Below are 21,501 nucleotides of genomic sequence, written 5' to 3'. Positions count from 1 at the left end.
CAAGTCGTAACATTATGTTAGTTTGGTTGCGTCCAAAATTTCTGACTTATAGGTGGTATATCAGATGGCTAACTATTTTAACTCTCTGAATTTACGTCAACAATTAGCACAGCTTGGCCAATGTCGTTTTATGGATCGTTCTGAGTTTAGCGACGGCTGTAACTACATCAAAGATTGGAATATTGTTATTTTAGGTTGTGGTGCTCAAGGTCTTAACCAAGGCTTGAACATGCGTGATTCGGGTCTGAATATCTCTTTTGCCCTGCGTCCTGAAGCGATTGAACAGAAACGTGCCTCATGGCAAAAAGCAACCGATAACGGTTTCCGTGTCGGTACCTTTGAAGAATTAATCCCTGCGGCGGATCTGGTCCTTAACCTGACGCCGGACAAACAGCATTCAAACGTGGTTAACGCAGTTATGCCACTGATGAAGCAAGGCTCTACCTTGTCTTACTCACACGGCTTCAACATTGTTGAAGAGGGTATGCAAGTTCGTTCCGACATCACTGTGGTGATGGTTGCGCCTAAGTGCCCAGGTACTGAAGTGCGTGAAGAATACAAACGTGGTTTTGGTGTGCCTACCCTTATCGCTGTTCACCCAGAAAACGATCCAAACGGTGATGGCTTAGAGATTGCTAAAGCCTACGCTAGCGCAACGGGTGGAGACAGAGCCGGTGTTTTACTGTCGTCTTTCATCGCAGAAGTGAAGTCGGATCTGATGGGCGAACAGACCATTCTGTGCGGTATGTTGCAGACGGGTGCCATCTTAGGTTACGAGAAAATGATCGCCGATGGCGTTGAGCCAGGCTATGCGGCCAAGCTTATCCAGCAAGGTTGGGAAACGGTCACTGAAGCACTGAAACACGGCGGCATCACTAACATGATGGACCGTTTGTCTAATCCAGCCAAGATTAAAGCATTTGAAATTGCAGAAGATTTAAAAGAAATTCTGCAACCATTATTTGAAAAGCACATGGATGACATCATCAGCGGCGAATTCTCACGCACTATGATGGAAGACTGGGCAAACGATGATGCGAACTTACTGCGTTGGAGAGCCGAAACTGGCGAAACAGGTTTCGAAAATGCGCCCGTATCGAGCGAGCATATCGACGAACAAACCTATTTCGACAAAGGTATTTTCCTTGTCGCTATGATCAAAGCGGGTGTGGAACTGGCGTTCGATACCATGGTGTCTGCGGGTATTGTGGAAGAGTCGGCTTATTACGAGTCACTGCATGAAACCCCACTGATCGCTAACACGATTGCTCGTAAGCGTTTGTACGAAATGAACGTAGTGATTTCAGACACAGCCGAATACGGTTGCTACCTGTTCAATCACGCCGCCGTACCTATGCTGCGCGACTATGTTAATGCCATGTCATCTGAGTATTTAGGTGCTGGCCTGAAAGACTGCGCAACTGGTGTCGACAACCTAACGCTTATCGCAGTTAACGAAGCGATTCGTGAAACGGCAGTGGAATATGTTGGCGCTGAGCTTCGCGGTTATATGACAGATATGAAGAGCATTGTTGAGGCTTAATTGATAGTGAGTTAAGCCCAGCATTGGGGGAGAGGGTTGATACTCAAAGGACTTGGGTCTCAGCTCAGTTCCCAAGCAAGCTCAAGATAGTGAAACGCGCATCTTGAGCTTGCTTAGTGATGAATCAGCTTAGTGATAAATCAGTTAGTGAGAAACAAATTTTTTCCTGTTCAGTGGGTTGTCGAGCGGGCAAAAACGACACAGTTAGTGAGTCTATCGTTAAGTAGGTGAATCGCGCCGACTGAGGCTCAACAGTTAACGTTTTACTTTGTTGTTTTGCATTGTCTCGGCAGGGAAGCTGAATTTTTTTTGACAAAAGATATTTTTTATTGTGTTTGGCCGTTGCTTTATGGTAAAGCTAATAGCTCGCGCTAGGGCAAAGCCCAAAGCGAAACTAACTTTCATGCAATACCCAAATTTTAGAAACACCGATTAGGAATCCATATTGATGTTTAACCAAGCTGCCAAGCTCATTCTCGTGATTATTACCGTCGTGATTATTAAATCACAGCGGGGGCGGCGCATGGCGAACTGATAGACCTAAAAGGTTAAAAGTTTCGAAAGAACCCCCCGCTCCGAAAGGACCGGGGGGTTCTTCGTTTCAGGGCCTAGAGTAAGGTTCTAAGCTTCGAAAGAGTAAAAAATTAGCGTCGATTTTCGGCAATTCAGGACTAACGTAGCGAGAGAGAATATGGAACCAGGGCAGATGATCAGAGGTGCAGACGCGGTAATCAAAGTGTTAGCAGCACATGGAGTCACCACAGTGTTTGGTTACCCAGGTGGTGCCATTATGCCAATATACGATGCCCTCTATGGAAGCCCTGTTGAACATCTCTTAAGCCGTCACGAACAAGGCGCCGCCTTTGCCGCCGTAGGATACGCAAGAGCCAGCGGTAAAACCGGCGTGTGCTTCGCGACCTCAGGCCCAGGCGCGACTAACCTGATCACTTCCTTAGCCGACGCGCTGTTAGATTCAGTGCCTATCGTGGCCATCACAGGCCAAGTCTCCACCGCCGTTATCGGCACCGACGCCTTTCAAGAAATCGACGTGCTGGGCATGTCACTGAGCTGCACTAAGCACAGTTTTATGGTGACAAACATCAACGACCTTATCCCAACCTTGTATCAAGCTTTTGAGATCGCCGCATCCGGCCGCCCTGGCCCTGTGTTGGTCGATATCCCGAAGGATATCCAACTCGCTCACCTCGAATACCGTACACCTTTGCTGGCCGTCATGAACGAACCCCAAGCCGAGATGAGTGATATCGAGGCTGCCCGTGCGCTGTTGGCAGAAGCGAAACAACCTATGTTGTATGTCGGTGGCGGTGTGGGCATGGCGGGCGCGGTCGATCAACTGCGTGAGTTTATCAAAGTAACGGGTATACCTTCGGTCGCGACCTTGAAAGGGCTTGGCAGTATCGCCCACGGCACGCCAGGTTACTTAGGCATGTTAGGCATGCATGGTGGCAAAGCGGCTAACTTAGCGGTACAGGATTGTGATTTGCTGATCGTGGTTGGCGCCCGTTTCGACGACAGAGTCACCGGCCGTTTAGCGAGCTTTGCCGACAAGGCCAAAGTGATCCATTTAGACATAGACGCCGCTGAGCTGGGCAAGTTACGTATGCCAGAGGTGGCGATAGCCGGTGACTTACGTCAAATCTTGCCTGCCTTAGCCATGTCGATGAACATCACGCCTTGGCAGGCCGAGGTGGAGCATTTATCCCGTAAGCATCAATGGGATTATCAACACCCCGGCAGTTTGATTTACGCCCCTGCGCTGCTGCGCCGTTTAGCCAATAAGTTACCCGAGGACAATGTTGTTTGTTGCGATGTGGGCCAGCACCAAATGTGGGTGGCCCAGCATATGTGGTTCCGCCGTCCAGAGGATCACCTGTCCAGCGCGGGCTTAGGCACTATGGGCTTTGGCTTACCCGCCGCGATTGGTGCGCAAGTGGCCCGTCCCGATGCGACTGTGGTGACTGTCTCTGGTGATGGTTCTTTTATGATGAATGTGCAGGAGCTGACTACCATCAAACGCCGTAAGCTGCCGGTGAAAATCGTGCTGGTTGATAACCAAAAGCTTGGCATGGTGAAGCAGTGGCAACAGCTATTTTTTGAAGAGCGCTACAGCGAAACGGATTTATCAGATAACCCTGATTTTGTCTTATTGGCCTCTGCTTTTGATATTCCCGGCCGGACGATTTTTTCTTCCGACGAAGTGGAAGAAGCCTTAACCGAAATGTTAGCGGCTAAGGGCCCGTATTTATTACACGTTGCAATCGACGATGCTTTTAACGTTTGGCCACTGGTGCCCCCCGGCGCATCAAACAGCGATATGATGGACGAAATGGAGAAACAAACATGATCCACTCTCTGGAATTAACGGTTCAACAACGCCCCGAAGTGCTTGAGCGTGTTTTGCGCGTGACTCGCCATCGCGGCTTTACGATTACCCAAATGCAGATGCGTATGAATGACGACGCTAGCCTGTCGTTGGATATGGAGGTCGATAGCGAACGTGCCATCGAACTGTTAAGTAATCAGCTGAATAAACTGATTGATGTGACCCAGTGTAAGGTATTGTTACCACTGAGCTTGCAACAAACGGCAAATGCTTAAGCATTCGTCATGTGAATTAAGAATACCATTTTCGATTTGAGATAAAGGATACAGTCAATGCCAAAGTTACGTTCAGCTACCAGTACCGAAGGCCGCAATATGGCGGGTGCCCGTGCGCTATGGCGCGCCACAGGGGTGAAAGACAATGATTTTGGTAAGCCAATTATCGCCATTGCTAACTCCTTTACTCAGTTTGTACCGGGTCATGTGCACTTAAAAGACATGGGGTCACTGGTGGCGAGCGCTATCGAAGAAGCGGGCGGTATCGCCAAAGAATTCAATACAATCGCAGTCGATGACGGTATCGCCATGGGCCACGGCGGCATGCTTTACAGTCTGCCATCGCGCGAGCTTATCGCCGACAGTGTGGAATACATGGTTAATGCCCACTGCGCCGATGCTCTAGTCTGTATCTCCAACTGCGACAAGATCACCCCTGGCATGTTGATGGCGGCGCTGCGCCTCAATATTCCTGTGGTATTCGTGTCTGGCGGACCGATGGAAGCGGGCAAGACTAAGCTGTCGGATAAACTCATCAAGCTCGACTTAGTCGATGCCATGATAGCGGGCGCCGATTCGAATGTGAGCGATGAAGACAGTGCCAAAATCGAGCGTAGTGCTTGCCCAACCTGTGGCTCTTGCTCTGGCATGTTTACCGCCAACTCAATGAACTGTTTAACCGAAGCTTTAGGGTTATCGCTGCCGGGTAATGGCTCTATGCTGGCAACCCACGCGGATCGTCGTGAGCTGTTTTTGGAAGCGGGTCGCCGGGTGATGGCGTTGGCCAAGCGTTATTATCATCAAGATGATGAATCGGCATTGCCACGCAATATCGCTAACTTTAAAGCCTTCGAAAATGCCATGACCTTAGATATCGCCATGGGCGGTTCATCTAATACCGTATTGCATTTATTGGCCGCCGCGCAGGAAGCCGATGTCGATTTTACCATGGCGGATATCGACCGTATGTCGCGCCTTGTGCCACACCTTTGTAAGGTTGCGCCCTCGACGCCTAAATACCATATGGAAGACGTGCACCGTGCGGGTGGCGTGATGGGGATTTTAGGTGAGCTCGACAGAGCCGGATTACTGCATACCGATGTGTTCCATGTGGCGGCCGATAATGACGGTACTTTTGCTGGTGGCGCTGAGGGTGGCGGTACTTTGAAGTCGGTATTGGCCAAGTACGACATAATGCAAACCCAAGATGAAAAAGTAAAACACTTCTTTATGGCGGGGCCTGCGGGCATTCCGACCACTAAAGCCTTTAGCCAAGATTGTCGCTGGCCGTCACTGGATAACGACAGGCAAGAAGGTTGTATCCGTAGCCGTGAATTTGCCTTCAGCCAAGAGGGCGGCCTTGCCGTATTGTCGGGTAATGTGGCCGAAAACGGCTGTATCGTTAAAACTGCGGGCGTAGATGAATCTAATCTGACCTTCATCGGCTCGGCGTGCGTTTATGAAAGCCAAGATGATGCAGTGGCGGGCATTTTAGGCGGCGAAGTGGTGGCGGGTGATGTGGTGGTTATCCGTTACGAAGGCCCGAAAGGTGGCCCAGGTATGCAAGAAATGTTGTATCCAACCAGTTACTTAAAATCACGTGGTTTAGGCAAGGCCTGCGCGCTGATAACCGACGGTCGTTTCTCTGGTGGTACTTCTGGTTTATCTATCGGCCACGTCTCACCCGAAGCTGCCGCTGGCGGTACAATCGCCTTGATTGAAAATGGTGATCGCATCGAAATTGATATACCCAAGCGCAGCATCAAGCTGGCGGTAAGCGATGCTGAACTCAATGCTCGCCGTGAAAAAATGCATAGTCTTGGCCCAATGGCGTGGAAACCTATTGGTCGCCAGCGTTATGTGTCACTCGCGCTTAAGGCCTACGCCATGCTCGCCACCAGTGCCGACAAGGGCGCGGTGCGCGATCGCAGTAAACTGGAGGACTAATTATGTTTACTGCATCTATGTTGCCACTCTCATCGCAAACTCAGGCGGATTTAACTCATTTTCAGTTGGCACAAAGCTATCTGCAAAAAATCCTGTTGTCATCCGTGTATGACATAGCGAAAGTGACGCCGCTTTCCAGCATGAACAAGTTATCGGCGCGTTTGGGTTGTCAGGTATTTTTGAAGCGCGAAGATATGCAGCCAGTGCATTCCTTCAAGTTACGCGGTGCCTATAACCGTATCGCCCAGCTGACGAAAGAAGAATGTCAGCGCGGTGTGGTGTGTGCTTCGGCAGGCAATCATGCTCAGGGTGTGGCGATGTCGGCGGCGAGTCGCGGTGTGGATGCTGTGATTGTGATGCCTGAGACGACGCCCGATATTAAAGTCGATGCGGTGCGCCGTTTAGGTGGCAACGTGGTATTGCACGGCCAAGCCTTCGATCAAGCCAATGGCTTTGCGATGGCGATGGCTAAAGAAGAGGGCCGAGTCTATATCGCGCCCTTCGATGATGAAGCTGTGATCGCAGGCCAAGGCACTATCGCCCAAGAGATGTTGCAGCAGCAGCGTGATCTCGAAGTGGTATTTGTGCCCGTGGGCGGCGGCGGTTTAATCGCGGGTATCGCAGCCTATTACAAGGCGGTAATGCCGCAGGTGAAAATTGTCGGCGTCGAGCCAGAAGACGCCGCCTGTTTAAAGGCTGCGATGGAAGCGGGCGAACCTGTGACGCTGGCGCAAGTCGGTTTATTTGCCGATGGCGTGGCGGTTAAACGTATCGGCACTGAGCCGTTTCGAGTCGCGAAACTTTATGTCGATGAAGTAGTGACTGTCACTTCGGATGAAATCTGCGCTGCGGTGAAAGATATCTTCGAAGACACCCGTGCGATCGCCGAACCCGCAGGGGCCTTGTCCTTAGCTGGGCTTAAAAAATATATCAGCGCTAATGCCCATGGTGATTGCGGCAATGGTGAGAAAGTCGCCGCGATTTTAAGTGGCGCCAATGTGAATTTTCACAGTCTGCGTTATGTGTCGGAACGCTGCGAACTCGGTGAGCAGAAAGAAGCGGTACTGGCGGTGAAAGTCCCTGAGCGTCCGGGAAGTTTCTTAACATTCTGTGAGTTGCTCGATAAGCGGGTGATGACAGAGTTTAACTATCGTTTCAGTAGTCGTGATCTTGCCGTGGTGTTTGCCGGCATTCGCTTAAGCCGAGGCCAAGGTGAGCTAGAACAAATCATTGCCACCTTAGAGGCTAATGGTTTTGAAGTTCAGGATTTATCCGGGGATGAAACCGCGAAATTGCATGTGCGTTATATGGTCGGTGGTCATCCACCAGAGCCTTTAGAGGAGCGTTTATTTAGCTTTGAGTTTCCTGAACATCCCGGTGCGCTGCTGAAGTTTTTAACTACCTTGCAGAGCAAATGGAACATCAGTCTGTTCCATTATCGTAACCACGGCGCGGCCTTTGGCCGAGTGCTGGCGGGATTTGAAGTGCCCGCGAGTGATGCCTTGCCGTTCCAACAGTTTTTAACTGAGTTGGGTTTTGTCTATCAAGAGGAAACTCAAAGTCCTGCCTATCAGCTGTTTTTAAATGCGGGTAACGGCAACAAGGCGTTACAACCTTAGCGCACCATGCGCGTGATAGTTATGTTAGTCATAACTAAGGCTAAAGGAGGAGCGCACAGGCGCTCCTTTTTGTGGTAGTTTTGTAGACTTAATACTCTAGCCGCCGATTAGCGCGCCACAGTTAAGTCGCTGACGATTGGCTAACGAATAATAACTAGACTTCGACCTACACCTACACGCATTAAGGAGACATGATGTTACCAGCACCGCGTTTTACCGCTTTTAATCCTCCTCGCCGTATTTTAATGGGCCCTGGCCCGTCGGATGTTTATCCCGAAGTGCTTGCGGCGCAGTCCAGACCTACGGTTGGCCACTTAGATCCGCTGTTTGTGGGCATGATGGATGAGCTTAAGAGCCTGATCCAATACGCCTTCCAAACTAAAAACGAAATGACCATGGCGGTATCAGCGCCGGGCAGTGCGGGCATGGAAACCTGTTTCGTTAACTTAGTCGAGCCGGGTGAGAAGGTGATTGTCTGTCGTAACGGTGTGTTTGGTGAGCGTATGCGCCAAAACGTCGAGCGTATGGGCGCCATTGCCGTGCTGGTGGACAATGAGTGGGGCACACCTGTTGATCCTGCAGCGGTTGAAGCGGCACTGAAAGCCAATCCCGATGCCAAATTTTTAGCCTTTGTGCACGCCGAAACCTCAACTGGCGCCTTGTCCGATGCCAAAACTCTGTGCGCATTAGCCAAAACCTATGGCTGTTTGAGCATAGTTGATGCGGTGACTTCCCTTGGCGGCGTTGAGTTAAGAGTCGATGAATGGGGCATAGATGCTATTTATTCTGGCAGTCAAAAGTGCCTTTCCTGTGTACCGGGTTTATCGCCCGTGTCTTTCTCGCCTGCTGCCGTCGAAAAACTCAAGAATCGCAAGACCCCAGTGCAAAGTTGGTTCCTCGATCAAAGCTTAGTGATGGCCTATTGGACTAGCGCGGGCGGCAAACGTAGTTACCATCACACTGCGCCAGTGAATGCGCTTTATGCACTGCATGAATCCCTGCGTATGTTGGCGGCCGAAGGCTTAGAGAATGCGTGGCAACGCCATCACGAGATGCACTTAGTGCTGCGTGCTGGGCTGGAAAAGTTAGGGCTAAATTTTGTGGTGGCCGAAGATTCGCGTCTGCCACAACTTAACGCAGTTTATATTCCTGCAGGTGTCGATGATGCCGCGGTGCGGGCTCGTTTGCTCAAAGATTATAACCTCGAAATCGGCGCCGGCCTTGGCGCCCTTGCGGGTAAAGCATGGCGCATTGGCCTCATGGGTTTTGGTGCCCGTCGTGAAAATGTCGCCTTATGCCTCAAGGCATTAGAAGAGGTGTTGAACTAATATGCCAAGATTACGCCTTGCCTTTTGCGGGCTAATGATCGCTTTGCTCAGTGCCTGCTCGGTGAATAATACGAGCAATGTCTCCTGCGATTTTGTGCGCGGAACCAACAATAATCAAAGCATGCGCGACGCGAGCGGCCACGATACGGGCAGCGCCGATGAGCGGCAAAAAGATGTCGGTATCGGCTTCTTGAATGTCATCTTCGGCGGCATCAGTCGAGCACTTTCTTCCGATGATTCATCGGATGGAAAGTGTTTGTAACTTAGTTAGTTTTAGTGGTTTTGATTAAACGAAAATCCCCGAAATGCGGGGATTTTTTAATTTTGTTAATAAAGTCGCTTTTGGCAGCAAGTAATATTGATTTAGCACTGTCATTCCAGTGACTCGCCGACTTTAGTTTAAAAAATAAGTTGACCCTATCGGCCCTACGGCGGTATCTGCTGTATATGGCTAGATTTATAACAAGCATAGAATGTCGCGAACACATGGATGTGAATGAGCGACCATGCCGCCAATGGTCACTTCCACGACAGTGCTTAATCCCGTTAAACCCTTGGTATACCTGATAGTCTGTTATTTATAATGATGCATTCCGAGAATTTAATACCAAGAATTTAATAATGGTGGTTCGTTAAGCTTTTTTGACTTGCGAGGGAATATTATTGCTGGCAACAGAGTAAAACGATGTTTAAAATAAATTCAAGTTTGTGCTAATGCTTTCTTAGGGACATTAAACTTTTAACCTATTACAGGGTAGTTATTATGAGTATAAATCTACAGCCATTTTTTATTGTGCAATCAGATCCTGATGGTAAGGGAATACCGTATTTTATGGATAAACATTGGACTCCTGAGCTACCTGACTATGAGTTTTATGACTCATCACCATGTGAGGGTGATTTTTTAACTGCTTATTCTCTTAAAGCAAAAACATATCAACTGAATGGTGATTATTTGGTTGATGAAAATTTAGTTTCTAATGAAATGTTATACTTGTGTGAAAAATTAAATATTAAGTGTATTCGTATTCCTGTCGATATTAACCTGCATCGAGGAGTTCGGCCGCAGAAAAAGTATTTTTTATTTTTTCCACTAAGTTATTTATCTATCTTAGATAAGAATGAGTCCATTTATACTATTTCGATTGACTTAGATTCTGGGAAATTGAACACGCAAGAGGAACGTGGGTTAAAGAAGACATATTATGAGTCTATAGATAAATTTAAAATAAAGAATAATATACGTGAACATTTATTCTTTTGTAACGAGATAGCGGCTTCTGTATGTTCTATTCAGTTTAAAAATGAGTACGAAGCTCTTGGTTTAACAGGGGTGAGTTTTAAGGAGATAAATGATAATTATCAGTATTCTGCATGGAGCTGAGTGCATCATAAAATGAAAATATTGAAGCTAAGTACAAGGAGTGAATAATGGACTGGATTGAGTTAGAAGAAAAATGCTTTGAAATTACATACGATACAATCAAGATGTTATTGTTAGAAAATAAAGATGAGGCATTCTATGCGGTATCTCTTTACACTGACAGTAGTGCCATGTCAGCATCATTAAGTGCTAGCTCTGAGGGTAAGCTTAAAAGCATTCTCGCTGCTGAAGAAGATCAGAGCATAGAGTGTGAAAATTACTATAGATGGGCAGTATCTGAGTGGTTTTATGATGGGTATAATGCGGGAGCCTTCTCCAAAATAAGCAAGATGCTTCGAGAGGACTCATCTCGAGAAATAAACTTTGCAAAGTTTAAGAGTGAACTCATTCTGACATTATCAAATGTACTGGTCAGAATAAAAAGAGAACTGCCTATTGAGTTAAATTCGACAGTGTGTTTTGTTTCAATTACTGACGACGATGAGTCTGAGGAAATAGAAAACTCTTCTGCAAAATTAATAAACGATGCACCACTTTTAATGGCATTTATTTCAAGATTTGACTAATTAACTGTACAGGTTTATCTATTAAAATAGAAACTAAGTATCTTTTTGAAAAGATGAAAAAGATAGGACAAACGCATCTTTTATTCATGGCGATTATTCTAAATCTTGATTCAAAAGATATGACTGCTGAGATGGTCACCTCTGTCTGGACTTCGGTTTGGGTAGTTCAGGTTATCAGAATGTACGGCAGTTTATGGGATTAAGCACTGGCATGTAAGTGACTGTTGGCGGCCTGGACGCTCTTTCACGTCCTGTGATCGCGGCATTCGCACTTCCGTGTGCAGCAGATGACGCCGTCGAGCCCGCATGGATGACTTATTTTTAAACCAAAGTTGGCGCGTCACTGGAATGACAGTGCTTAATCACTTCTCACGTCACAGAGTCTAATTGTCATATCTTTTGACGCATTCTTAGTTGAGCCATGTTGAACAATCAGAAGACATAAATCAGACCACCCAAGATAAACTGCAACATAGTTAAAAAGACAGGATGATAGTGGCATAGTAGATACATGAATAGTGCTTGAAGCAAAACATAAATCGAATTATGTTATTGCTTTATATGGAGTATTACTCCGCTGAATTTATCACTAAGGATTTTTTGATGATTAGAATATTGTGTTTAATTTATTTGATTTTAGTGTCATATAGTTCAATTGCATCATCACCTATAGTGGAGGAAATAGTGACTTCTGAATTGGCGAAGGAGTTAGGCTTTATTATAAAAATTGAACCTCAAGGTGATATAGGTCAGTCAATCGAAGTTGTTGGGCCTTTAGTTATTAATTCTGATTGCCGTCCTTTTAGAACTGGCAGTTTTTTTGCTGAAAAAAATGACAACCAGATTGCTGCATTTTTGACTACATTACCACTTTCCGATGAAGCTCCTAAAGTTTTAGGATTTACTCCGAATGATAGCTTTTATACCGTTAAGATGGTTATTGATTACACCTGTCCATCCCCTTACGAATCTGCAAGTCGAAGGTACGTGTTGCCAGTAAAGATAGAGTGAACAGGATAGGGGAAAAGACAGGGAAAGGTTAACTGTTTCATCCATGCTAATGAATTCACATTGATATGGAAGTGACCGTTGACGGCATGGATGCCGTCGTCGAGCCTATAGGGATATATTTACGGCGTGTCACTGGAGTAGCGATGTGAATTGAGTTGTGCAGTCATTTTAAGCTAGCTGGATTAAACGTTTTGATGCAAGAAGGAAGTCCTCGCTCCGCAGCCTCCGATTTTTGCTAATTGACATATAATGTCATCCCGCTATTATGGCAGCACCTCAGATTACACGAACAAGATCCTATAAATGAAAAAGTTATTTATTATGCTGGCGATGATTTTTGCGGTTAGCTTAGTTACTAGCCCAGTCGTTGAAGCGAAAAAATTCGGCGGTAGTAAATCTATCGGCAAAAGCCATCAAACGGCTCCGGCTCAACCAGCGGCGACCAACACACCGACTACGGCGCCAGCGGGAGCACCGGGCAAAAAAGGTATGATGGGCGGCATGTTAGGCGGTTTATTAGCAGGTGGCTTATTGGCTGCGCTGTTTATGGGCGGTGGTTTTGAAAATATTCAAATCATGGATATTTTGATTATCGGTTTGCTGGCATTCGTGCTATTCAAAATCGTCCGTACTGTGATGGCCTCAAAAGCGGGGGCGCAGCCAAGACCTGCCTATGCAGGGGCGAGTCAGCCAAGTCCTAATCTACAGCGCCAACAGACTGAACAAACAGGTTTTGCTACCAATGCAAACAGCGGCAGCAATGGTTTTGGCCAAGCGACAAGTGATGTGCCCTTTAATTTACCTGCGGGTTTTGATTTACCCGGCTTTTTGGAAGGTGCTCGCAGTCATTACAAAACTCTACAATTGGCTTGGAATGAAAATGATCTAAGCAAAATCCAAGAATATGTTTCCATTGAACTATTCAACGAACTCAGCAACCAACGCCGTGAATTAGTGGGCGACCAACACACAGAAGTGATGTTTTTGGATGCAGAACTTGTCCGCGCCACACACAATGCAAATCTTGCGGAAGTGAGTGTTAAATTTAGCGGCCGCTATCGCGATACCGTTGAAGGCGTAGAAGAGGACATTAAGGAAATCTGGCATTTAGAGCGTAACGTAACACAAGCCAATTCACCTTGGTTAATTGTGGGTATCGAACAGTAATCAGCTCAGTGTTTAAAGCAGCCTTAATCTCTTAAGGCTGCTGTTTACATCCCCTTTCGTTTCAATCCAGTCTTCCCTAATAGTTCAACGTCATCGATAGATTGAAAAAATCCGGCTGTCATCGCATTCACTATTGGCGGCAGCAAGACTTTGCTGATTATTTTAAAGTAGTTAATTAGTGCATCAATTGCTAAATAAAAAAACCAGCACTTAGCGGGGATTTTGTTATTTTTCAAATTGTTACACAAATTGTCTGGTGGCTATGGCGATAATCAGCACAGGGCAAACATACTTCACATACCTTGGCCAAATGCGCCAAAAGAGTCCTGTGCTATTGACACCTTCTTGCCCACGAATTGCCTTGAGCAGCTGGGTTTGGTGCCAAATCCAACCTAAGTAAACCGCAATACCGAGGGCTACCAGTGGCTGGGCGATTTGGGTGGTCAGCATTATAGTGAAACTAAATAGCGTCTCAAAAAATACCGCCAGCAATAGGGATAATGAGGTCAACAATAGGCCGATGATCAAGGTGGCGCGTTGACGGCTGAGTCCGAACTTTTGCATCACATAGCTAGTTGGTACTTCGGCGATGGATATGGCCGAGGTTAAACCCGCGATGATCAGCAGAATAAAGAAAATCACGCTGATGATGAGGTTGGCCGTATCGCCTAAGGTCGAAAATAACGCGGGTAAGACAGTAAACACCAATGCATCCGAATCGAGTAACTTGCCCTCAGCGTTAAAAATCTCCACGCCATTGTGCTGGGCCACATACATGGCCGGGATAATCAAGAAGGCGGCGAGAAAGGCGATGCCGCTGTCGGTAAAGGCAACCCAGACGGTCAGTTTAGCAATATTCTCTTTTTGGCTCAGATAACTGCCGTACACCATCATGGCACCTGTGCCTATGGTAAGGGAGAAGAAGGTTTGTCCGAGCGCGCTGATCAAGGTATCTGGCGCTAGCGCCTTGGTAAAGTTAGGCGTTAGTAGCGCGCTTATCCCTTCGCTCGCACCATTTAGGGTGAAGATATACGCCACGCCCGCGATCAGCATGATCAGTAATAACGGCATTAAGCGTTTCGACCATTTTTCTATGCCTTCTTGCACGCCTTGCAGTAATACCAGAAAAACCAGCGTGCTGAAGATCAGTGTAAACACCAGATTACGTGACAGCGAAAAATCCACTAGCCAAGCGGCGGTATCATTCGAGCCAAAGGCTGTGGCGATAGGCGCGATGGCAAAGCTGACAAACCAGCCGGAGAGAATACTGTAGAAGGTATAAATCAATCCCGCTGTCACTATGGAAAGCAAACCTATGCTCTTGCCTAAACCGCGGGTGAGCGAGTTGAAGCCGAGTTTGCCCATGGCATCGGCGGGGTTGGTTTGCCCGTGGCGACCTATCATAAGTTCGGCCATCAGCATGGGAATGCCTAGGATGAAAATCAGCACTAGGTACACAAGTAGAAAGGCGCCGCCACCATGGGTGGCCGCTTGGGTGGGGAATCCCCAAATGTTGCCGACGCCAACGGCGCTACCAGCGGCCGCCATGATAAAACCTAAGCGTGAGCTGAAGTGGTTAGTTGAACTTGTATTGGCCGATTGCATTGTGCCTCCCGTAAAAAGAAGGCGTATCTTAGGCGGATAAATTAGGATTTCAACGCAATTTTAGTGCGTTAATTTGATGTTAATCTGCAATAATTTATCGGTTTTTGGCTATAGGTTGATGTTGTGTGCCGCCTATCTGTTTTGTGCGAGATTTTATTGCTATCAGGTGCGACTGATGGTTGAGATTTGGCGAATCATTGCGATGATAAAAATTCATTGAATTGTGATCTTATGGTCAAAAAATGCCGTATGGCAGATGTCTAACTGCTATTTTGTGCTATGACTGTTACTTGTGCCGCTGCCTTGTTTGCGGTGTTTACTGTGACTGTTGGGTGTTGGCTTATGCTTGAATGTTGACGTGCCCTAAGGGAATGGCCGTGTGGTCCTTAACCTTTTTGAGGACAAAGCTGGAATGCACCCCTGCGATATGCACGTTGGTCGTGAGTTTATCTAACAGGAAAGTGCGAAAGTGCGCCATATCTTGTACTAGTACTTTAAGTTGATAGTCGGCCTCAGAGCCCGTGATCAGCGCGCATTCTTGGACTTCTTCGTAGGCGAGTGCATTGGTTTCAAATTGATTGAGAATCGCCGGCGTATGTTTCTCCATTCGAACATGGATATACGCGGTCAAATGCAGGTTGAACTTATCCGCCGACAGACGCGTTGCATAATCGGCAATATAACCCGCTTCTTCTAAGGCTTTAACACGGCGCGAGCAAGGAGATGGCGATAGTCCGACTTTATTGGCCAGTTCGAGATTTGATAATCTGCCGTGGGTTTGCAGTAAGCGCAGAATCGTTAAATCGAGTTGATCGAGTTTGTAGGGGTGAGTGTCTGTCATCGAAAGCTTAGGGTTAACTGAGTCAGCCTCTAGTTTGCCAGTCTTAGCCGACTTTGCCAAAAATCTTGATCAAATGAGATATTTTAAAGGTTGTGACAGTGATAACGGATAGAGATTTTGGGAGTCGCGCTGTTTGGAACTCCCGTTATTTACCGCTATTGTTATGATACTAATAAGAGTGAGACACTGTATGCGCTTGAGTTTGTTGCTAATCTGCTTATTCATATTACCGACTTATGTATTTTCTGCATCGTTAACCATTGGTAGCGCTCTAAATCGACCGCCTTATATTATCGAAGATGCTGAATCAGGGCTTGAGATCGATATTATTAAGGCCGCGTTTAAGGAAATGGGGCAGCCAGTCCACTTCAAATTCTACTCTCGTAAACGCCAAGTTTTATATTTCAATAAAGATCGATTAGATGCTGTAATGACGATGAACCCTGCAAATGGCGTCGATGGTTATTGGTCTAATGATTATGTTGAATATACCAATGTGGCGATCAGTTTGTCCGAACAACGCCTTGAAATAACACGTATTGTGGATCTTAAAAAGTACAGTGTCGCCGCTTTTGAAAATGCTCGCTTCTTACTTGGCCCTGAGTTTAATGCCGTAGCGCAACAGACTATTTATCGCGAAGTCGATAGCCAATTAAGCCAGAACCGTATGTTGTACTTAGGTCGCATTAATACTGTGATTGCGGATCGTTATATATTCGCTCAACTGAATAAGTTCGTTGAGGATGATGTTGATACCCAGCAAGCATTAAGCTACCACTTTATTTTTCCCCCAACATCCTATCGAATGGTGTTCCACAACTCAGTGGCGCGGGATACTTTCAATCAAGGGCTCGCTAGAATTAAGGCCAATGGGATTTATCAGGCCCTAGTGGCAAAATACTTAGGCAGTGCTTAGCAATGCCTAAGTATTTAACTTCATAGTGTTTGAAGCTGTCGTATGTGAGTCGACAGCCAAATCCAGACGCTGAATTAACAGCGTTAGCGCTCAGATCCTTTAGCAAACGCATGGGAGAGTGGACGCAACTTACTGACAAAGAACACGCTACATCCGCTGATGATGGCGGCTAAAAAGGTTGAAAACAGTACATCCTGTGGCCAATGCATGCCAAGCAGCATACGGCTTAATCCCATCAAAAATCCCCAGCTCCATAACGCCATGACTAAGCTAGGTAATCCAGCGAGTAGCAAATAGTAGCTGGCGGTAAGCACTAGCGTCACAGCAAAAATGGTATGTCCCGAAGGAAAAGAATAGCCGATTTCATCTTCCCAATGCTGATGGATCCGTGAGTCGAGTTTCAAGGCAGGTTCTGCAGCGATCAAGCCATCGAGTGCATTGGCAATTGTCTTTGAACGTGACTGTTTATCCAATTGATAAAAGGCATCGAGTGAAAGCGGTTCATGCTTAGGCAGTGCTTGTTCTGCTAGAAAAACGAGATTAGGTCTGGGTTCTTTAAAATAGGATTTGAGGGTGTGGCTTAAGCCTAAACTGATAACTTGGCTGAGGCTGATGGCAAAAAATAAACTTATAAAGAGTGGTTTAGGCATATGACGATAGGCGATCGCCAATACAAACAAGACTGTTGCGACGCCATAGGGCGCAGTGCCAGTCATGGTAATCCAATATAAGGTTTTGGCTAAGGTAGAGTGCAGATCGATCAGTGGAAACAGCTGATTCTGTGTCAGTAATAGTAAGCCCGGAATGGTTGCCAACAGTATCCAAGCTAAACCTAAACGGCGTAAAAGATAGACGCTATGGGTCAAAATATAAGCCTCTTCATAAAACGCCATAGGCTACAACGCGGCAATGGTTTTGCCAATAAAAAAATCCCGACAGCAAAAGATGGCGCTGTCGGGGGTCTTCAAGGGTGGATCGGTAGGGCGCTATTGCACCGTGTTCTTAGGGTGATGCCTAGTCACGAACATCAAAATCAACAGTACGACTAACAGTAAACCTGAACCCATCAATAGGGCGTAATCTTCCAGTTGCAGTATTGAGTACAGCACTGCATATAAACTCACCAGCATAATGCCCACTAATGCACCGCGCTTAATACTTGCTGTGGCACTCCCTACATAAGCCGATACCGACAGCACGGGAATACAAGCGGCAATTAAATAGGCATGCAAGAAGGCTAGATGCTCAGATAGCGAGAGTAGTAGCAAATAGAACAAGGCCATGGCGCTGCCGACTAACACATATTGAATCGTGCTAAGGCTGGTTTTTTGTCCAATTTCGAAGATAAACAACATGATAAAAGTCAGCACGATAAACAGTAGGCCGTATTTTACCGAGCGATCAATCTTGCCGTAGTGAGTCACTGGTTCGAATAAAATCGCATTAGCCGACACTTCAGTCAGAGTCGATTGATTACTCTTAATAAACTCTTGTGGATAGTTACGGGTTAAGTGGCTGATATTCCAACTTGCAGTAAAGCCTTGCGCGTTGATGTCCCGTTCTGCGGGTAATAATCCCTTAAAGCTTGGATGCGGCCAGTCGGCGCGAATATTGATTAGCGTTTGCTCGCCTAGTGGCAATGCGCTGATAGACTGAGATCCGCGTAGTGTCATAGCAAAATCCACACTAAAATCACTCGCTTCGCTGACTTGGATCTTTTGATTAAAGCCTTTTTCTAAACCGCCAGTGGTTAACCCCGTGCCCGACATCAGTGAGCCAGAGAGTAAGGTTGACTCACCGGTGATTTCAATTTTTTCTACTTTATCAATTGCTTGATTCGATGACACCCCAAAGACTAACCGGGCATTTTTGTTATCGAAGGCGATAAGGTTAGGAATATCATAACGGTTAAGGCTGAAGTCGGCCTGACCTTGTAGAGCTGCGTTATACACCAGCGATTGATAAATGCCACGGGTGCGAAAATCATGTTTTAGGTCTAAGTCGAGGGTGAGCTTTTTCGGTAGGATCACTAGCTCATCTTGATAGGTACGCTTCACTTCATGGCGAGTTTTACCGTCGTTACTGACTTCTTCTTGTAACACAAAATAGCTGTAAGGGATCACCAGCGCAGGACCTGAGAGGGTTTGCTGCTCACCCCATGAACGGCCGATTTCATCGACAACGCTGTGGTAAAGGGCTTGGCGATCAGAAGTCATATCCATAATGATCCCCAGCGGGATCAACGCGAGGATTGAGAGTATGCCAATGGTTAAGGCTTTTAATAAGGTGGTGTTTTTTAATGCAGTTCCCTTTGCGGTGGCTACTGCCAACGGTTCTTGTGCTGACATATCGATTCCTTGACTTCGATTAAATTTTTTGAGGAGTGCTCGCACCACTAAATAGGCTGCGCTACCAAATAAGGCCAAACTAAGTAGGGTGAGTACCCAGAAAATAATGCTGAACATTGAATTTCATTCCCTATGAAATACGACCGAGACTTATCCGCTAAGATTGTGCAGAGTTAACTCGGTATCACGGCGGGTATTAAAACAGATTTTCTTACAAAAGTTGCGGGCAAGTTGCTGATCAATAGTGGCAACATTATGGCGATTGCCGCTAAACCCATACTCATTATTCAAGTTTATGAATCTGATAGTGGGATGTCTTTGCTAAATTTGGGGTGTTTTTTCTCGTAGTCATTTTCTTTTTTAATATGCTTGAGCAGTGCTTCGAAGCTTTGCTTAAAGACGTCAAGTTCTGCGGAATAGACTACGGCATGGTGGGAAAACCAGTGGTGTTTTTCTCTATCACGGTTACTGTAATCAGGCCAAATACGTAGCTCATACTCATCACCCATGACGACAATGACATAGGCAATGGCGCCATTGCTAAAGATGATACATTGGGGCAGGTACACCAGCTCTTCGCCTTTAAATAACTCATACTCTATCGCTTCGGTGCGCCAACTCACTATCGGTAGCGGCGCCTCGATAGAGCAACCAATCGACTGATGCTGATTAAACAGTACCGCGTTAATGTCATCCATTGAAAAGGGCTGGTGATCGCCATTTTTAGCAGCAAGTGAATACAAGATATTCATTAAAAATGGCAGCTTAGTGCCATTACCTGTTTTGCGGCCGCAGAGTTGTGCTTGGCGATAGTAGATATTCATCATCAATCCTTAATGAAGAGCCTATGCCAGATAGGCTCTATTTCGAGTCGTGAAACTAACGGGCAGGTAAACCGATAGCCGTTAAGGTATAAATGGCTTATGTTATCCGAAGATATTGCCTAGTGAGTAGACTTGTGCGTACATTTCACAAACCTGCTCGTTGAATAGTGTGCTAAATACTTTTATTTTCAGTTTGTTATATTTTTCTCTGGTCTGGTATTTGCTTGTCGTTGAATTTGGAGAATCGATGTCTAATCCCTTTTCACCCCGCGAGTGGCTGCAATTAAATATGCAGCAGCAAGGATTATTGCAACCATATACCTCTGTCACCGAGGCAATTTCACGTCTCAGTTATGTACAAATTGACTCTATCAACGTGGTTGAACGAGCGCATCATCATGTGCTGCATAGTCGTATGCCAGAATATCAGCCAAAGATGCTCGATATGGCTTTAGCCAAAGGAGAGATCTTCGAATATTGGTCCCATGCGGCAGCTTATTTACCTATTGCCGATTACCGTTTTAGTTTGCAGCGTAAACAGCAGCTGCAAAATGGCGGTAAGCATTGGTTTGAGCCCGACGATAAAATAATGCAGGAAGTGCGGGCGCGAATCCTCGCAGAAGGGCCACTCAAGGCCAGTGATTTTGAACATAGTGAAGCTAAAAACGGTACCTGGTGGGATTGGAAACCCGCGAAAAAAGCCCTAGAGCAGCTCTTTATGCGTGGTGAGTTGATGGTGGTGCGGCGGGAGAAATTTCAAAAGGTTTACGATCTTACCGCGCGTGTGTTGCCACAAGATGTAAATGCCAAAGCACCGACAGATAGTGAATTTACCCGCTATCTAATTGATCGTTATCTTGATGCCCACGCCTTCGGTACTGCGGCGCAAATGGCTTATTTACGCAAAGGTATGAAATCAGCTGTAGCCCAAGAATTGGCAGAGTTGTTAGCTCACGGGCTATTAGCGTGTTTTAAGACGGCGGGCCAAAGCTACTTTTATCGCCCTTCATTACAGCTAAATGCACCATTACCTAATAAAGTGTGGCTGCTTAATCCCTTCGATAATTTATTGATCCAACGGCAAAGATTAAAGCAATGGTTTGATTTTGATTATCAAATTGAAGTCTATGTCCCAGCCGAAAAGCGTCAGTATGGTTATTATTCTTTAGCGATTCTGTGGCGCGACATTTTTGTTGGCCGCGTGGATGTTAAAGCCGATCGCCAAGCTAACCTATTGCTATTACAGCAATTGACCTTAGAAGAGGGCATGATGGTGAATGGCTTAGATGAGGATTTCTGTGCGGCCTTTGATATCGCCGTCAGTGAATATGCTCGTTTCAATGGCTGTGATCGCTGGAAGTTAGTTAAGGCTAACCATAAAGGCCTTAAGCAAAAGTATGCTCGCCAACAAAAGCTTTAATTATTTGTCTCTTTAGTTGGAGCATCCATAAAGCGAAAGCAGCCATACAGTAAGATTAGATACAGCAGTGGCAACGCAGCAATGACTAAAGATGAAGAAGTCGCAGTACTATCGCTAGTAATGCGATAACAGGGAATATACACGGCGGGATAAACTAGGCTTCCCCATAGAAAACACTGATTCATCAATCGATAGATAAAAGCGGGTTTAATGCTTGATTGACTGGCCATTCCCATCAAACTGGCGAGAAGCACACCGGGATAAGTGAGTAGCGGCAGGCCACCAAGCAACAATAATCCCCAAAGAAGATAGTCCTGATAGTGTGTGCTGATTGTGACATCCATTGTAGCTTCATTCCTTGAT

Annotated in this window: 19 protein-coding genes; 13 read left to right on the top strand and 6 right to left on the bottom strand. The window is 46.3% G+C overall.

The annotated features are described in order from the left end of the window. The first annotated feature begins 64 nt into the window (after positions 1–64). The 11 genes from ilvC (at position 65) to CKQ84_RS05745 (ending at position 13,184) form a co-directional block, all read left to right on the top strand. Positions 65–1,543, top strand: a complete 1,479-nt coding sequence (ilvC, locus tag CKQ84_RS05800) for a ketol-acid reductoisomerase (RefSeq protein WP_105250470.1) — start codon at positions 65–67, stop codon at positions 1,541–1,543. Between the two features lie 691 nt (positions 1,544–2,234). Then, on the top strand, positions 2,235–3,908 hold the full coding sequence (gene ilvG / locus CKQ84_RS05790; protein WP_173913159.1) for an acetolactate synthase 2 catalytic subunit: 1,674 nt from the start codon (positions 2,235–2,237) through the stop codon (positions 3,906–3,908). Beyond that, a complete protein-coding gene (gene ilvM / locus CKQ84_RS05785) occupies positions 3,905–4,162 on the top strand; it encodes an acetolactate synthase 2 small subunit (RefSeq protein ID WP_006083459.1) in 258 nt (85 codons plus the stop codon). The genes ilvG and ilvM overlap by 4 nt, the downstream gene beginning before the upstream one ends. A 57-nt stretch (positions 4,163–4,219) precedes the next feature. After that, a complete protein-coding gene (gene ilvD, locus CKQ84_RS05780; RefSeq protein WP_105250468.1) occupies positions 4,220–6,109 on the top strand; it encodes a dihydroxy-acid dehydratase in 1,890 nt (629 codons plus the stop codon). Positions 6,110–6,126: 17 nt separating this feature from the next. Further along, positions 6,127–7,728 carry a threonine ammonia-lyase, biosynthetic gene (gene ilvA / locus CKQ84_RS05775; protein WP_105253009.1) on the top strand — a complete coding sequence of 534 codons (1,602 nt, stop codon included), beginning with the start codon at positions 6,127–6,129 and terminating at the stop codon, positions 7,726–7,728. Positions 7,729–7,922: 194 nt separating this feature from the next. Beyond that, positions 7,923–9,056 carry an alanine--glyoxylate aminotransferase family protein gene (locus CKQ84_RS05770; RefSeq protein ID WP_105250467.1) on the top strand — a complete coding sequence of 378 codons (1,134 nt, stop codon included), beginning with the start codon at positions 7,923–7,925 and terminating at the stop codon, positions 9,054–9,056. A 1-nt stretch (position 9,057) separates the two neighbouring features. Next, positions 9,058–9,318, top strand: a complete 261-nt coding sequence (locus CKQ84_RS05765; RefSeq protein WP_105250466.1) for a hypothetical protein — start codon at positions 9,058–9,060, stop codon at positions 9,316–9,318. Between the two features lie 501 nt (positions 9,319–9,819). Then, positions 9,820–10,440 (top strand): DUF1629 domain-containing protein, encoded by a 621-nt coding sequence (locus CKQ84_RS05760; RefSeq protein ID WP_105250465.1) that lies wholly within the window; start codon positions 9,820–9,822, stop codon positions 10,438–10,440. A gap of 47 nt (positions 10,441–10,487) precedes the next feature. Further along, complete coding sequence (locus CKQ84_RS05755) at positions 10,488–11,006, top strand: DUF4303 domain-containing protein (RefSeq protein WP_105250464.1); 519 nt, start codon at positions 10,488–10,490, stop codon at positions 11,004–11,006. Between the two features lie 603 nt (positions 11,007–11,609). Further along, positions 11,610–12,017 carry a hypothetical protein gene (locus CKQ84_RS05750; RefSeq protein WP_105250463.1) on the top strand — a complete coding sequence of 136 codons (408 nt, stop codon included), beginning with the start codon at positions 11,610–11,612 and terminating at the stop codon, positions 12,015–12,017. A gap of 303 nt (positions 12,018–12,320) precedes the next feature. Next, on the top strand, positions 12,321–13,184 hold the full coding sequence (locus CKQ84_RS05745; protein ID WP_105250462.1) for a Tim44 domain-containing protein: 864 nt from the start codon (positions 12,321–12,323) through the stop codon (positions 13,182–13,184). Positions 13,185–13,424: 240 nt separating this feature from the next. Here CKQ84_RS05745 and CKQ84_RS05735 read toward each other — a convergent pair whose 3' ends face one another. Beyond that, positions 13,425–14,789, bottom strand: coding sequence for a sodium-dependent transporter (locus tag CKQ84_RS05735; protein ID WP_105250460.1), 1,365 nt, complete (start codon positions 14,787–14,789; stop codon positions 13,425–13,427). 340 nt (positions 14,790–15,129) lie between these two features. Then, positions 15,130–15,630 carry an Lrp/AsnC family transcriptional regulator gene (locus tag CKQ84_RS05730; protein WP_105253008.1) on the bottom strand — a complete coding sequence of 167 codons (501 nt, stop codon included), beginning with the start codon at positions 15,628–15,630 and terminating at the stop codon, positions 15,130–15,132. Between the two features lie 190 nt (positions 15,631–15,820). On the opposite strand from CKQ84_RS05730, the gene CKQ84_RS05725 reads away from it, so the two are divergent. Continuing rightward, entirely contained in the window at positions 15,821–16,546 is a 726-nt protein-coding gene (locus tag CKQ84_RS05725) for an ABC transporter substrate-binding protein (RefSeq protein ID WP_105250459.1), read from the top strand. An 83-nt stretch (positions 16,547–16,629) separates the two neighbouring features. On the opposite strand, the gene CKQ84_RS05720 is transcribed toward CKQ84_RS05725, so the two are convergent. The 3 genes from CKQ84_RS05720 to CKQ84_RS05710 all read right to left on the bottom strand — a co-directional run bounded on the left by CKQ84_RS05720 (position 16,630) and on the right by CKQ84_RS05710 (position 19,718). Next, entirely contained in the window at positions 16,630–17,412 is a 783-nt protein-coding gene (locus tag CKQ84_RS05720) for a phosphatase PAP2 family protein (protein WP_105253007.1), read from the bottom strand. 120 nt (positions 17,413–17,532) lie between these two features. Further along, positions 17,533–19,011 (bottom strand): cell envelope integrity protein CreD, encoded by a 1,479-nt coding sequence (gene creD / locus CKQ84_RS05715; RefSeq protein WP_105250458.1) that lies wholly within the window; start codon positions 19,009–19,011, stop codon positions 17,533–17,535. A 176-nt stretch (positions 19,012–19,187) separates the two neighbouring features. After that, positions 19,188–19,718 carry a hypothetical protein gene (locus CKQ84_RS05710; RefSeq protein ID WP_105250457.1) on the bottom strand — a complete coding sequence of 177 codons (531 nt, stop codon included), beginning with the start codon at positions 19,716–19,718 and terminating at the stop codon, positions 19,188–19,190. A 247-nt stretch (positions 19,719–19,965) separates the two neighbouring features. Here CKQ84_RS05710 and CKQ84_RS05705 point away from each other — a divergent pair, with 247 nt between their 5' ends. Beyond that, entirely contained in the window at positions 19,966–21,138 is a 1,173-nt protein-coding gene (locus CKQ84_RS05705) for a winged helix-turn-helix domain-containing protein (protein ID WP_105250456.1), read from the top strand. Here the strand turns inward: CKQ84_RS05705 and CKQ84_RS05700 are convergent. Next, a complete protein-coding gene (locus tag CKQ84_RS05700; protein WP_105250455.1) occupies positions 21,135–21,482 on the bottom strand; it encodes a hypothetical protein in 348 nt (115 codons plus the stop codon). The genes CKQ84_RS05705 and CKQ84_RS05700 overlap by 4 nt on opposite strands. Positions 21,483–21,501 lie beyond the last annotated feature (19 nt).

The sequence above is a fragment of the Shewanella sp. WE21 genome, assembly GCF_002966515.1.
Lineage (GTDB): Bacteria > Pseudomonadota > Gammaproteobacteria > Enterobacterales > Shewanellaceae > Shewanella > Shewanella oncorhynchi.
Note: the sequence above shows the minus strand (reverse complement) of the source record. Positions and strands in the feature narration are given on the sequence as shown.

What these genes read in the sequence shown, in the direction of transcription:
- ilvC (WP_105250470.1), top strand. Translation starts at nt 65, where the DNA reads ATGGCTAACTATTTTAACTCTCTGAATTTACGTCAACAATTAGCACAG.
- CKQ84_RS05760 (WP_105250465.1), top strand. Translation starts at nt 9,820, where the DNA reads ATGAGTATAAATCTACAGCCATTTTTTATTGTGCAATCAGATCCTGAT.
- CKQ84_RS05725 (WP_105250459.1), top strand. Translation starts at nt 15,821, where the DNA reads ATGCGCTTGAGTTTGTTGCTAATCTGCTTATTCATATTACCGACTTAT.
- CKQ84_RS05700 (WP_105250455.1), bottom strand. Translation starts at nt 21,482, where the DNA reads ATGGATGTCACAATCAGCACACACTATCAGGACTATCTTCTTTGGGGA.
- CKQ84_RS05755 (WP_105250464.1), top strand. Translation starts at nt 10,488, where the DNA reads ATGGACTGGATTGAGTTAGAAGAAAAATGCTTTGAAATTACATACGAT.
- CKQ84_RS05705 (WP_105250456.1), top strand. Translation starts at nt 19,966, where the DNA reads ATGTCTAATCCCTTTTCACCCCGCGAGTGGCTGCAATTAAATATGCAG.
- CKQ84_RS05765 (WP_105250466.1), top strand. Translation starts at nt 9,058, where the DNA reads ATGCCAAGATTACGCCTTGCCTTTTGCGGGCTAATGATCGCTTTGCTC.
- CKQ84_RS05745 (WP_105250462.1), top strand. Translation starts at nt 12,321, where the DNA reads ATGAAAAAGTTATTTATTATGCTGGCGATGATTTTTGCGGTTAGCTTA.
- CKQ84_RS05735 (WP_105250460.1), bottom strand. Translation starts at nt 14,789, where the DNA reads ATGCAATCGGCCAATACAAGTTCAACTAACCACTTCAGCTCACGCTTA.
- creD (WP_105250458.1), bottom strand. Translation starts at nt 19,011, where the DNA reads ATGTTCAGCATTATTTTCTGGGTACTCACCCTACTTAGTTTGGCCTTA.
- ilvD (WP_105250468.1), top strand. Translation starts at nt 4,220, where the DNA reads ATGCCAAAGTTACGTTCAGCTACCAGTACCGAAGGCCGCAATATGGCG.
- ilvA (WP_105253009.1), top strand. Translation starts at nt 6,127, where the DNA reads ATGTTGCCACTCTCATCGCAAACTCAGGCGGATTTAACTCATTTTCAG.
- ilvG (WP_173913159.1), top strand. Translation starts at nt 2,235, where the DNA reads ATGGAACCAGGGCAGATGATCAGAGGTGCAGACGCGGTAATCAAAGTG.
- CKQ84_RS05770 (WP_105250467.1), top strand. Translation starts at nt 7,923, where the DNA reads ATGTTACCAGCACCGCGTTTTACCGCTTTTAATCCTCCTCGCCGTATT.
- CKQ84_RS05730 (WP_105253008.1), bottom strand. Translation starts at nt 15,630, where the DNA reads ATGACAGACACTCACCCCTACAAACTCGATCAACTCGATTTAACGATT.
- CKQ84_RS05750 (WP_105250463.1), top strand. Translation starts at nt 11,610, where the DNA reads ATGATTAGAATATTGTGTTTAATTTATTTGATTTTAGTGTCATATAGT.
- ilvM (WP_006083459.1), top strand. Translation starts at nt 3,905, where the DNA reads ATGATCCACTCTCTGGAATTAACGGTTCAACAACGCCCCGAAGTGCTT.
- CKQ84_RS05710 (WP_105250457.1), bottom strand. Translation starts at nt 19,718, where the DNA reads ATGAATATCTACTATCGCCAAGCACAACTCTGCGGCCGCAAAACAGGT.